The sequence below is a fragment of the Microbacterium lemovicicum genome, from assembly GCF_003991875.1.
Lineage (GTDB): Bacteria > Actinomycetota > Actinomycetes > Actinomycetales > Microbacteriaceae > Microbacterium > Microbacterium lemovicicum.
Map to the genome: position 1 here is coordinate 2,953,509 of NZ_CP031423.1, position 12,924 is coordinate 2,966,432.

Sequence of the window (12,924 nt, forward strand, 5' to 3'; positions counted from 1 at the left end):
GGGCCTCCTCGGGGTAGTGACAGTCTAAAACAAACGCTGTATGTTTTAGCCGGAGGGCCGCATTCATCTCCGGGAGACCATCATGACCCCCAGCACGTTCACCGTCGTCGAGGCGGACATCGACAGCCTGCGCACGGCGCTGGATGCCGGTGCGGTCACCAGCGTCGAGCTGGTCGCCCGCTACCTCAACCGGATCGCCGCCTACGACCGCAGCGGACCGCTCCTCAACGCCGTCCCCGTCCTGGATCCGACGGCCTTCGTGCAGGCGCGCGCGTCCGATGAGCGGCGCGCGAGCGGGCACCCCCGCGGGCCGCTCGAGGGCATCCCCTTCACCGCGAAGGACAGCTACATGGTGAAGGGCCTCACCGTGGCCGCCGGGTCACCCGCCTTCGCCGACCTCATCGCCGGCGACGACGCGTTCGCCGTGGCCCGTCTGCGCGAGGCCGGCGCCGTCATCCTCGGCCTGACGAACATGCCGCCCATGGCCGCCGGCGGCATGCAGCGCGGGGTCTACGGCCGGGCCGAGTCCCCCTACAGCGCCGACCACCTCACCGCCGCCTTCGGCTCCGGATCCTCCAACGGATCGGGCACGGCCACGGCGGCGAGCTTCGCCGCGTTCGGCCTCGGCGAAGAGACCTGGTCGTCGGGGCGCGCTCCCGCCTCCAACAACGCCCTCGTCGCCTACACGCCGTCGCGCGGCATGATCTCGGTGCGCGGCAACTGGCCGCTCGTCCCCACGATGGACGTCGTGGTGCCCCACACCCGGTCGGTGCCCGACCTCGCCCGCGTCCTGGACGTGGTGGTCGCCGACGATGCCGACACGGGCGGGGATCTGTGGCGCCGGCAGCCGTGGGTTCCGATCCCCAAGCCGTCGGAGGTGCGCCCGCCGTCCTTCGCGGCCCTGCCCGACCTGCCCCTCGCCGGCCTCCGCCTCGCCGTGCCACGGATCTACATCAACGCCGACCCCGACAGCGCGCTGCCGATCGTCACGCGCGCCAGCGTGATGGACCTGTGGACCTCGCTCCGCACCGACCTGGAGGCGGCGGGCGCCGAGGTCATCGAGACGGACTTCCCTGCTGTGGACAACTACGAGAAGCTGCACGCCGACTCCCGCGACTTCGTCGAGCGGGGCTTCGTGTCGGCATCCTTCCTGGACACCGAGCTCAGAGAGCTGTCGGCCGCGGCCTTCGACGACTTCCTCCGCCGCAACGCCGACCCCGACCTCGATCGTCTCGCCGATGTCCGGGCGGACCTGATTTTCCCCCACCCCCCGGGGGCCCTGCCCGACCGCTACGGCATCTTCTCCTTCGACGTCTCGTACGACCTCGCGGAGTACGTGGATGCCGCGCGACGGGGCCTCCCTGCCGTCACCGAGGTCGAGGGTCTCGAAGCCGGCCTCCGCGGGCTCGAGCACACCCGCAAGGTCGATCTCGAGGACTGGCTCGCCGCCGAGGGCTTCGACGCCGTCGTCTTCCCCGCCGCCGCCGACGTCGGGCCGGCGGACGCGGATGTGAACGAGGCGTCCGCCGACATCGCGTGGCGCAACGGCGTGTGGGTCTCCAACGGCAACCTCGTGCCGCGCCACCTGGGCGTGCCCACGGTGACCATCCCGATGGGGATCATGGCCGACACCGGCATGCCGGTGGGCCTCACGATCGCGGGAGCGGCCTACGACGACGCGCGGCTCGTGGCCCTGGCCGCCGCGATCAGCGCGCTCGGCGATCGCCGCGCCGCGCCGCCGCGCACGCCCCCGCTCGCCGACGAGGCGCCGTTCGCGCGCTCCCGCCCCGCAGCCCGCGGTCCGCTCGCCGTCGACCTGCGCGACGTCCGCGCCGAGAGCAGCGGCGACCGGCTCGAGGTCTCGTTCACCGCGACGGTGACCGGGGGTGCGGTCGAGGACTCCGCGGCCTACGTCGACGGCGTCCGCGTCCCCCTGACCGTCGACGGCCACCGCCTGACCGCCACCGCCGTCCTGCCGGGCGACGCCCACGGGCGGGCTCACAGCACGTGGCGCGATCCGTACGGCCCGCTCGTCGTCGTCATCGTCCGCGATGACGCGGGCGCCGTCGCCGGAGCCTTCGGCACCACCGCCTCCGCACCCCTCTGACCCGCCCCGCCACCGCAGGAGAACCATGACCGTCCCGACGTTCGATTACTTCGCGCAGGTCGAACTCCCCACCCCCACGCTCGGCCTGGACGAGGTGCGGCGGCTGTTCGCGTCGACCTTCGGGATCGAGGTGGATGCCACGTCCCTCGGCAGCCAGCAGGATCAGAACTTCCGCGTCTTCCGGGCCGGCGAGAGCGAGCCGCTCGGCGTGCTGAAGCTGAGCAACCCGGCGTTCAGCGAGTCCGAGATCGAGATGCAGGACGAGGCAGCGGCCGTCGTCGCCGACCGCCAGCCGACCCTGCGCATCCCCCGCATCGTCGTCGGCCCCCGCGGTCCGCTCTCGGCATGGTGGGAGTCCTCTCAGGGCCGCATCCACGCGCGCGTGATCGAGAACATCGCCGGCAGCACGCTGATGGGGTCGGGCTACCTGTCGCCGTCCGTCGTCGCGCGCATGGGCGAGGTGTCGGGGCGGGTGAGCGTCTCGCTCGCCGACTACGTGCACCCGGCGTTCAGCCGCGTCCTCCAGTGGGACCTGCGCCACGCGACCCGGGTCATCGACATCCTCCTGCCGCTGGAGCCCGACGCCGCCGTGCGCGAGGAGGTCGACCGCGCGGTGCGGCCGGCCCGCAGCATCCTGCAATCCGTCTCCGAGCGCCTGCCGGTGCAGGCCGGTCACTTCGACGTCACGGACGACAACATCCTGCACCCGCACGGCGACCCCCTCCCCGACGCCGTCATCGATTTCGGCGACGTCACGGCGTCGTGGGCGGTGGGCGAGATCGCGGTGACGGTGTCGTCGGTGCTGCACCACGACGGCGCGAGCCCGGTGTCGGCGCTTCCGGCCATCCGCGCGTTCCACGCGCTGCGGCCGCTGTCGGACGAGGAGGTCACCGCGCTCTGGCCCCTGGTGGTGCTGCGCGGCGCGATCCTCGTGCTGAGCGGTCGGCAGCAGGTGCGCCTCGACGAGGAGAACACCTACGCGGGCGATGCGCTCGATCGCGAGTTCGACGTGCTGCGTCAGGCGGCGTCGGTGCCGCTCGAGGTCATCACGCACACGATCCGCCGCGCGCTCGGACTGCCTGCCGCCGCCGAGCCGGCGTGGGACGGATCCGTCCTGCTGCCCGCCCTCGCCGACGTCGTCACCCTCGACGCCGGCACCGTGTCGGAGCTCAACGACGACGGCGCCTGGCTGCAGGCCGACACGATCGACCGGGCCGCCCATGCAGCGCTGGCCGGCGGCGCCGACGCGGTGGTCCTGCCCGCGTGGCTGCCGGTCCTGTCCGGCGCCCCGCGCCGCACCCTCACGCCGCCCGCCACAATCCCCACCGCCCTCACGCTGTGGCTGGCCGAGGCTGTGACCCTTCCCGAGGGGGCGGATGCCGCGGCATCCGCTGACGGGACGCTCGTCATCCGCTCCGGCGACCGCCGGGTGAGCATCACCGGCATCCCGGCCGGGACGCCCGAGCGCACCCTGCCCGCGGGCGTGGCGCTGCGCGTCCGCGGACCCCGCGCCGCGGATCTCGACGCGCCTGAGCGCGTCACGGCGTCACTCGCCCCCGCGTGGCGCACCGTGCTCGGCGATCCGGCGCCGGCGCTCGGCCTGCCGTCGGCTCCGGCCGGCCACGACGACGACGTGCTCGACCGGCGCGAGCGCGTGCTCGCCGAGGTGCAGGAGCACTACTACGCGCGTCCGCCGCGCATCGAGCGCGGCTGGCGCGAGTACCTCGTCGACGTCGACGGCCGCGTCTACCTCGACATGGTCAACAACGTCGCCTCCGTCGGCCACGCCCACCCGAAGGTGGCGGCCGCCGCGTCGCGCCAGCTGCGGCTGCTGAACACCAACTCGCGCTTCAACTACGGGGCGATCACCGAGTACGCCGAGAAGATCGCCGCGACCCTGCCCGACGAGCTCGACACGGTCTTCTTCGTCAACTCCGGCTCGGAGGCCACCGACCTCGCGATCCGCCTCGCGATGGCCTCGACCGGTCGACCCGACATCGTCGCCATGCGCGAGGCGTACCACGGGTGGACCTACGCCAGCGACGCCGTCTCCACCTCCATCGCCGACAACCCGAACGCTCTCGGAAGTCGCCCCGCCTGGGTGCACACCGTCGACGCCGCCAACTCCTACCGAGGCATCCACCGCGGCGACGACGCGGCGAAGTACGCGGCCGAGGCGGCCGCCGTCATCGATCGGCTCGCGGCGCAGGGCCGCCCGGCGGGCGGGTTCATCTGCGAGACGTTCTTCGGCAACGCCGGCGGCGTCGCGCTCCCCGAGGACTACCTCTCCGAGGTCTACCGCACGGTGCGCGCTCACGGCGGCATCGCGATCGCCGACGAGGTGCAGGTCGGCTTCGGCCGCCTCGGCGAGTGGTTCTGGGGCTTCCAGCAGCAGGGCGTGCTCCCCGACGTGGTGGCCGTGGCGAAGTCGATCGGCGGCGGCCAGCCCATCGGCGCGGTCATCACCCGGAAGGAGATCGCCGACCGCTACCGCACGCAGGGGTACTTCTTCTCGTCCACGGGAGGATCGCCTGTCTCATCGGTGATCGGCATGGCGGTGCTCGACGTGATCCAGCAGGAGCAGCTCCAGGAGAACGCCCGCCTCGTCGGTGCCCACCTGAAGGCCCGCCTGCAGGAGCTCGGCGACCGGCATCCGATCGTCGGCACCGTGCACGGCTCCGGGCTGTACCTCGGCCTCGAGTTCGTCCGCGACCGCGAGACCCTGGAACCGGCGCCCGACGAGACCGCGGCGATCTGCGACCGCCTGCTGGAGCTCGGCGTCGTCATGCAGCCGACGGGAGACTTCCAGAACGTGCTGAAGATCAAGCCGCCGCTCTGCGTGACGCAGGAGTCGGCCGACTACTTCGCCGACGCGCTGGAGCGGGTGCTGTCCACCGGCTGGTGAGCCGGCCGACGCATGTGCAGACACCGAACGAACACCGAGGAGACGATATGTGGCGCATGCCCGCGGAGACCGCACCGCACGACCGGACCTGGATGGCCTTCCCGCGCGAGGGCCTCACACTGGGCGACAGCGACGCCGAGCGCGAGGAGGGGTACGCGACCTGGACGGCCGTCGCGCACGCCGTGCTCGAGTTCGAGCCGGTCACCATGGTCGTCGACCCGTCGGAGATGACCCGCGCGCGACGGATGCTGGACTCGTCCATCGAGATCCTCGAAGCGCCCATCGACGAGTTCTGGATGCGCGACATGGGGCCGACCTTCGTCGTGGACCCCGACCGGCCCGGCGTCCTCGGCGCCGTCGACTGGATCTTCAACGGGTGGGGCGACCCTGCGTGGGCCGAGTGGCGCAAGTCCGCCCGCATCGGGCGCATCGCCGGCGAGGCCGCCGGCGCGGAGGTCATCAGCTCGCTCCTCGTCGCGGAGGGCGGCGGTCTCCACGTCGACGGCGCCGGCACCGTCCTGCTGACCGACACGGTGCAGCTCGACCCACGCCGCAACCCCTACGCCGACCGCGCGGGCGTCGAGGCCGAGATGCTCCGCACCCTCGGCGCGGAACGGGCCGTCTGGCTCTCGCGCGGCCTGACCCGCGATTACGACGAGTTCGGCACGAACGGCCACGTGGACATCGTCGCGGCCTTCGCCGACGTCGACCACATCCTCCTGCACGACCAGCGCGACGCCGCGCACCCCGACCATGAGGTCACGGCGATCATCCGGCGCGAGCTGGAGGAGGCGTACGCCGCAGACGGCCGGGCGCTGCGCATCACCTCGCTGCCGGCACCCGCCACGCTGCGCGACGACGACGGCATCGTGGACTGGAGCTACGTGAACCATCTCGTCGTCAACGGCGGCGTCATCGCGTGCGGCTTCGGCGAGGAGGCGGCCGACGCCGAGGCGCGGGAGATCCTCACCGAGGCGTACGGCGGACGGCGGGCGGTGACCGTCGACGCGCGGCCGCTGTTCGCGCGCGGTGGTGGCATCCACTGCATCACGCAGCAGCAGCCGTCCACGCCGAGGGTGTGAGCCGAACCTGACCGCTAGCGTGTGAGCCATGCAGGACTTCCTCGCGGCGAACCGCGCCAACTGGGACGACCGCGCCGCCCTCCATGCGGACCGCGGCGGCAAGGGCTACCGCGTCGGCCGGTACATCGACGACCCTGCGGCGCTCTCCGACGTGGTGCGGTTCGACCGCGAGCGCCTCGGCGACATCCGCGGGCTCCGCGTCGTGCACCTGCAGTGCCACATCGGCACCGACACGCTGTCGCTGGCCCGCATGGGCGCCCGGGTGACCGGGCTCGACTTCTCCCCCATCGGCATCGCCGAGGCACGCCGACTGGCGGCCGACGCGGGGGCCGGGGTCGACTACGTCGTGTCGGATGTCGCGGACGCGGTGTCCGCGCTGGGTGCGGGCCGCTTCGACCTCGTCTACACGGGCATCGGAGCGCTGTGCTGGCTGCCGAGCATCCGCGCATGGGCTGACGTCGTCGCGGGCCTGCTCGCCCCCGGCGGGCGGCTGTTCATCCGTGAGGCGCATCCGATCCTCTGGGCCGCCGACGAGACGATCGGCGACGACGTGCACCTGCGCTACTCGTACTTCGAACGCGCCGAGCCGCTCGAGTGGGACGACGACAGCAGCTACGTCGAGACCGACCGCGCCCTCACGGCCACGAAGACCTACGAGTGGAACCACGGGATCGGCGAGGTGGTCACAGCGCTGCTCGATGCGGGGCTCGCGATCACCGGGCTGGTCGAGCACGACAGCGTGCCCTACGACGCACTGCCGGGTCAGATGCGCCTGCGCGAGGACGGCGAGTACGTGCTCCACGCGCGCTCGGGTGTGATGCCGCTGAGCTACACGCTGCAGGCCGTCGCGCCGGGCGCGTAGGACGGGTTTTCGTCAGACGAGGATCTCGCTGCTGCCCATGAAGCGCGTCGGCGCGATGTGGATCGCGACGCGCTCGGGGTTCTCGCGCGGCTGCCGGTAGCGCTGCGAGTACAGGGCCACGGCGAGCGCCACCTCGTCGGGATCGTCGTGCACCGTGGCGATGCCCTGGATCGTGAGCCACGCCGGACCGCCGACCTGGCTCACGGTGGCGGCGCCGTCGCGCCGCACGTTGCGGACCTTCTGCGACGCGCGCGACGTGATGATGCGCACGACGCCGTCATGCAGGGTGAATCCGACCGGCACGACATGGATGCCGCCCCAGGGCGCCATCGTCGAGAGGGTCGCGAGGTGCCGCTCCGTCGCGAACGCCGCGCCGGCCTCGGTGAGGGCACGGAACGCGCTCACGACGCCGCTCCCGTCAGCGTCGACGCCGGCGAAGGGGCTGGGGCGGAGGATCCCGCCGCCAGCCTCTCGCCGAACCAGTCGGCGAGCAGCTGTCCGCGCTGCACGCGGTGCACGGGGCTGCCGGTGCGCGTGAGGGAGTGGCCCTCGCCCGGGAACCGGATAAAGCGCACGGGACGACCCAGGACGCGCAGCGCGAAGAAGAGCTCCTCCGCCTGCTGGATCGAGCAGCGCCAGTCCTCCTCGGAATGGACGATCGCGAGCGGCGCGGTGATGCCGTGCACGAACTTGAGCGGCGACGCGTCCCAGTAGGGTGCGGCGTCGTCGAGGTGCGAGACGCCGAGGTACTGCTCGAAGAACCAGGGCGCCTCGTCCTTGGTCGCGGCGTCGCTGAGGAGGTTGTAGGGCCCGCGCTCGGCCCATCCCGCGGCGAAGAGGTCGGTGCGCGCGAGGAGCATCGCGGTCATCATGCCGCCGTACGAGCCGCCCATGACGCCGACCCGCGCGGCATCCACGTCCTCGGAGCCGATCAGGTGCTCGACGACCGCGACGATGTCGGCGAGGTCCCGCGTGCCCCAGCCCGCGCCGGGCTCTGCGGCGCCCGGCGCGGCGTTGACCTTCATCCATGCGGTGCCGTAGCCCGCCGACCCGCGCGGGTTGAGCCAGCAGACCGCGTATCCGGCGCTGAGGAGCAGCTGCACCTCGTGCGACCACTGATAGCCGTACTGGGTCCCGCCGCCCTGCAGCCACACGATGAGCGGGTGCGGACCGTCGCCGGGCGGCACGGCGATCCACGAGTCGATGGTGGTGCCGTCGGCGTCGACCGGCACGTGACGCGACTCGATGAGACGGTGGCCGGCGCGGTACGCCGCGTTGGGGTCGTGGATGACGCGCTCGGCCGCCCCCGCGCCGCCGCCGGCGATCACGCGCGGCGGTGAGGTCGGCATCGCCTCGACGGCGACCCACCGGTCCCCGTCCGCGTCGTGGGCGGTGAGGTGGCGCCGCCCGGTCAGGATCGTCCGCGCTGACGGCGAAGCTGCGGGCGCGCACGCGATCTCGACGACCTCCATGCGTCCTTCGCTGCCCACGATCACCGTGAAGGCGTCGTCGGACACCCAGTGGATCGAGGACGCCGCGCCGTCGCGGTCGACCACGTCGCGCAGGTCGGTCACCCGGCCCGTGGCGAGATCCACGAGAGCGGGATGCGACGTGCTGGGGTAGCTCTGCAGTTCGACGGCGATGACCGCCGCGCGGCTGCCGTCGGGCGAGAGCACCGGACCTGAGAGCTCGCGCGTCGCGTCGGTGATCTGCTCGACGGAGCCGTCCTCCAGCCGCAGACGGAACAGCGCGTTGGCCTCGGTGAGGTCCCGGTCGGGCTGACGCTGCGACACGAACAGCAGGTGGCCGGCGTCCTCCCACGCGACGCCGTGGTCGTCGGCGGTGCCGTCGCTCACGCCGCGGAGGTCGCCCGAGGCCACGTCGACGACGAAGAGCTGCCGGCGGGTGTTGACCGTCCAGCCGATGCCGTCCGCCTTGAAGCGCAGAGTCTCGATCACGAGCGGCGGGCGGCGGTCCACCGGCGCCTCCCACCAGGTGCGGTCATCGGGCACGCGGGCGACGACGGCCAGCGTCGCACCGTCCGGCGACCAGGCGAGCTCCTCGATCCCGTCGGGGAGCGCGGCCACCTCGCGAGCCGCGGCGGTTCCAGCCGGCCGCAGATCGAGCAGACGCACCGCGCTGCGGCCGTCCCGCGTCGCGGCCCAGGCCACGACGTCGCCGGACGGCGAGAACGCAACGGGACCGATGCCCCGGCCGGCATCCACCTCGGTCAGGTCTGCGCCGTCGGCGTCTCCGAGGAGGAGTCGCCCGACGTAGGTGTTCTCGTCGACGTCGGGACGCGTCTCGAGGATCAGCACGCGGCCGGCGTCCGGCTGCAGGCGGACCTCCACCGGCGTCCAGATCTCCGTGAGGTCGTTGGCGAGGACCGGAGATCCCCCTGTGTCAGAACCGCTGTCGACCACTCTCATCCCTCCGCCACGACCGAGGGGCAGGCTATCAGCCGGGCGAGGGGCGGCGGCGTCGGGTAGATGACGAACCTTCGCCTGACCCGAACTGCGCGAACCCCACCTGTTTCGCCGCATCTTGCGTCCGGTGGACGGCGTCGCCGCCGTGGCAACGACCGAGCCGGGGCACTCGACCAATCCACCTGAACCGAACTGCGGTATCCAGCCGCCGTTCCCGCCTCACACGTCAGGCCGACTGACGCGCACCGGCGAAGCGTGCGGGCGTCGTGCCCAGCAGGCGGCGGAAGTGACGCGTGAGGTGTGCCTGATCGTGGAAGCCCGCCGACGCCGCCGCCGTCGACGGCCTCTCGCCCCGCAGGAGCAGCTCCCGTGCGAGGTCGACGCGGCGGCTGGTGAGGTACCGGTGGGGCGGCATCCCGAACGAAGCCGCGAACGACCGCGACAGATGCCCCGGATGCGACCCGAGCACGCGACCCGCGTCCTGCAGGCTGATGCCGTCGACGAGGTGCACCTCGAGCAGGTCGCGGAGCCGGCGCGCGAGCACGTCGTCGCGCTGCGGATGCGCGTCCCCGTGCGCGGCGGCTGCCAGCATCTCGGCGACGCGCAGCAGCGCGTGCTCGGCGGCATGCTCCTCCCCCGGCTCGGCGAGTGCGCGATGGAGCCGCCGGGTCGCGGCGAGCAGGTCGGTGCGACCGGGCATGTCGACGACGGGTCCGGCGAACGACTCCGGCATCCATGACCGGTCGAGGTAGGCGACGCGCTTGGTGAAGCCGTCGCTGCGGGGCGCCGCCCGCCCGTCGTGCGCGATGCCCGGCGGCAGCAGTGTGGCGCTCGAGCGATCGGCGATGCGCTGCCGGCCGCCGAGGTCGTAGACGACCGCGCCATCATCGACCAGCATCAGCGCCCAGTCGGCGTGTGCGTGAGCCGGATACGCGTGGTCCGTCATCCGCGCGTGCAGCACCTCCCGCACCGACGGCACGGCCGGGCTCCACGCCCTCATCCAGGTGCCGCCGCCCATGCGAGAACAGTACAGACGCGCGAAGGCAGCACGTCGACTTCACGCCGTGACCGGCTGCGGAGGTCGCCGCGCTCCGTTCGCGCGGCAGCGCGCCGGCGCGACCACATGGCGGGTGTGCGACACTCGACCGACGACGGGGGACGAGTGGCCATCGAAGTGCAGGGACTGACGAAGTCCTACCGGTCCGTTCGGGCGGTGGACGATCTCAGCTTCTCCGTCGAACAGGGCACCCTGTTCGCCTTCCTCGGCGCCAACGGGGCCGGCAAGTCGACCACGATCAACTGCCTCACGACGGTGCTGTCCTTCGATGCGGGACGTGTCGAGATCGCCGGTCACGACGTCGTCCGCGACGGCGCGGCAGCCCGTCGCCGCATCGGGGTCGTGTTCCAGGAGTCGATCCTCGACTCGGCGCTGACGGTCGAGGAGAACCTCCATCTCCGCGCCACCCTCGCGGGCGTCGACCGCTCGCGCGCCACCGCGCGCATCCGCGAACTCTCGGAGCTGATCTCGTTGGGATCGTTCCTGAAGAGCCGGTACGGACGGCTGTCCGGCGGTCAGAGGCGCCGTGTCGACATCGCGCGCGCCCTCCTGCACGAGCCGTCCATCATCTTCCTCGACGAGCCGACGGCCGGGCTGGACCCCGCCAGCCGCGCGATCGTCTGGGAGACCATGAGCGACCTCCGCGAGCGGACCGGCCTGACCGTCTTCCTCACGACGCACTACATGGAGGAGACGGAGGAGGCCGACCGCGTGTGCGTCATCGAGAAGGGTCGCATCATCGCCGACGACACCCCGGCCGCCCTGCGCGCCCGCTACAGCACCAGCATCCTGACGATCGACACGGTCGACCGCACCGCGCTGTCCGCATTGGCCGCCGCACAGGGGGCGGAGGTCGGCTACGAGAACGGTCTCGCCGTGATGGCGGTGCCCGACGCGGCCACCGCCCGCGCGATCCTCGCAGCGCACGGCGACCACGTCCGGGACTTCGAGTTCCGACATGGCCGGATGGACGATGTCTTCCTCGCGCTCACCGGGCGCACTCCCGAGGGCGACGACGTCGCGGAGACCGCCGCGTGAGGGTCGTCACGGCCGTCGTCGGGCGGAATCTGCGACTCTTCTTCCGCGATCCGATGAACGTCTTCTTCTCGCTGCTCGGGGCGCTCATCCTGTTCCTGCTGTACACGCTCTTCCTCGGCAACCTGCAGATCGAGGGGCTCAAGGGGACCTTCCCGGATGCGACCGAGGATGAGGTCCGGACATTCGTCGACAGCTGGATGTTCGCGGGCATCGTGCTCCTGTCGACGATCACGACCGGCCTCGGCGCTCTGGCGCCGCTCGTGAACGACCGCGAGACCGGTCGGTTCCGCGACTTCCTCGTCTCCCCGGTCAGGCGCGCGCAGCTGGTGCTCGGCTACCTCATCTCCGCGGTGACCGTCGCCATCCTGATGTCGAGCATCGTGCTCGTGATCGGACTGCTCTACCTCGGCCTCGTCGACGGCGTCTGGCTTCCCGTCTCCTCCATCGCGCGGCTCCTGGGGTGCGTCGTCCTGTGCTGCCTCGGCTTCACCGCGCTCACCGCGTTCATCGTGACCTTCGTCAAGACCAGCGCCGCCTTCTCCGGTCTGTCGACCGTCATGGGCACCATCCTGGGCTTCGTCGCAGGCGCCTACATCCCGGTCGGTTCGCTCCCCGACGGCGTCGCGAACGGCATCAACACGCTGCCGTTCGCCCAGGGGGCCATGCTGCTGCGTCAGGAGTTCACCCGCGAGACGCTGGCCACGATGGTCGGCACCGTGGACGGAGCCGGGGCATCGATCTCCGAGTTCTACGGCATCGACATCCTGGTCGGCGGCAACGTCCTGCCCATCTGGGTGGCCGTCGCGGTGCTCTTCGGCGTCGCCGTCGTCTTCACGGTGCTCTCGGCCGTCCGCATCCGGAGCCTCATCCGCTGACGTGCGACGGTCACCGGCGTCGTCCCCGGCTCTGCCACCGGTGTGCGGAACGTACAAGACACGGCGGGCGCAGCATCCCAGGATCGGACCATGACCGATGAGCCCGTCCGCTTCCCCACCCGCATCGCGCTCGTGCTGCGCGACGACCTCGCGCCCTGGCAGATCGCCAACGTCGCCGCGTTCCTGGCCAGCGGCGTCGCGGCCGAGCCCGGCCTTCTCGGCGAGCCCTATGTGGACGGCGGCGGCACCTCGTACCTCCGGCTCCTCGGGCAGCCGATCACGATCCTGCAGGGCGATGCCACGACGCTGCAGGACGTGCGCGCGAAGGCGGTGACCCGCGATCTCCGGGTCGCCGTCTACGACCGGGCGATGTTCACCACCGGCCACGATGCGGCGAACCGCGAGGTCGTGGCCGCCGTCCGAGGAGACGCGCTCGACCTCGTCGGCGTGGCCGTGCACGGTCCGAAGAACGCCGTCGACCGCATCCTGAAGGGCGTACCGCGCCATCGGTGATCGCACCCACGACCCGGGGGCTACGCTCGGACCACGTTCCCGCCACGGTCACGGAAGCT

At 72.1% G+C, this 12,924-nt stretch carries 9 protein-coding genes and 1 pseudogene; 7 read left to right on the forward strand and 3 right to left on the reverse strand.

Features of this window, described 5'->3' with window-relative positions; all coding sequences use genetic code 11:
• Positions 1–82 precede the first annotated feature (82 nt).
• The 4 genes and pseudogenes from CVS47_RS13860 to CVS47_RS13875 form a co-directional block, all read left to right on the forward strand.
• Positions 83–1,756: pseudogene (locus CVS47_RS13860) on the forward strand (amidase); the annotation flags it as partial.
• Positions 1,757–2,132: 376 nt separating this feature from the next.
• On the forward strand, positions 2,133–5,012 hold the full coding sequence (locus CVS47_RS13865) for an aminotransferase (protein WP_127096612.1): 2,880 nt from the start codon (positions 2,133–2,135) through the stop codon (positions 5,010–5,012).
• 47 nt (positions 5,013–5,059) lie between these two features.
• Positions 5,060–6,094, forward strand: coding sequence for an agmatine deiminase family protein (locus tag CVS47_RS13870; RefSeq protein ID WP_241240165.1), 1,035 nt, complete (start codon positions 5,060–5,062; stop codon positions 6,092–6,094).
• A gap of 28 nt (positions 6,095–6,122) precedes the next feature.
• The gene (locus CVS47_RS13875; RefSeq protein WP_127096614.1) at positions 6,123–6,956 is read left to right on the forward strand and encodes a class I SAM-dependent methyltransferase; all 834 of its coding nucleotides are present in this window, start codon (positions 6,123–6,125) and stop codon (positions 6,954–6,956) included.
• Between the two features lie 12 nt (positions 6,957–6,968).
• Here the strand turns inward: CVS47_RS13875 and CVS47_RS13880 are convergent, their stop codons facing one another.
• The 3 genes from CVS47_RS13880 to CVS47_RS13890 all read right to left on the reverse strand — a co-directional run bounded on the left by CVS47_RS13880 (position 6,969) and on the right by CVS47_RS13890 (position 10,400).
• Positions 6,969–7,361 carry a PPOX class F420-dependent oxidoreductase gene (locus tag CVS47_RS13880; RefSeq protein WP_127096615.1) on the reverse strand — a complete coding sequence of 131 codons (393 nt, stop codon included), beginning with the start codon at positions 7,359–7,361 and terminating at the stop codon, positions 6,969–6,971.
• Entirely contained in the window at positions 7,358–9,379 is a 2,022-nt protein-coding gene (locus CVS47_RS13885) for a S9 family peptidase (RefSeq protein ID WP_164734663.1), read from the reverse strand. Before CVS47_RS13885 ends, CVS47_RS13880 begins: the two co-directional genes overlap by 4 nt.
• Before the next feature lie 229 nt (positions 9,380–9,608).
• A complete protein-coding gene (locus CVS47_RS13890) occupies positions 9,609–10,400 on the reverse strand; it encodes a helix-turn-helix domain-containing protein (protein WP_127096617.1) in 792 nt (263 codons plus the stop codon).
• 144 nt (positions 10,401–10,544) lie between these two features.
• Here CVS47_RS13890 and CVS47_RS13895 point away from each other — a divergent pair, with 144 nt between their 5' ends.
• From CVS47_RS13895 to CVS47_RS13905, 3 genes are all read left to right on the forward strand, one after another.
• Complete coding sequence (locus CVS47_RS13895) at positions 10,545–11,477, forward strand: ABC transporter ATP-binding protein (protein ID WP_127096618.1); 933 nt, start codon at positions 10,545–10,547, stop codon at positions 11,475–11,477.
• Positions 11,474–12,352, forward strand: coding sequence for an ABC transporter permease (locus CVS47_RS13900; RefSeq protein ID WP_127096619.1), 879 nt, complete (start codon positions 11,474–11,476; stop codon positions 12,350–12,352). The genes CVS47_RS13895 and CVS47_RS13900 overlap by 4 nt, the downstream gene beginning before the upstream one ends.
• 90 nt (positions 12,353–12,442) lie before the next feature.
• The gene (locus CVS47_RS13905) at positions 12,443–12,865 is read left to right on the forward strand and encodes a DUF2000 domain-containing protein (protein ID WP_127096620.1); all 423 of its coding nucleotides are present in this window, start codon (positions 12,443–12,445) and stop codon (positions 12,863–12,865) included.
• Positions 12,866–12,924: the final 59 nt, after the last annotated feature.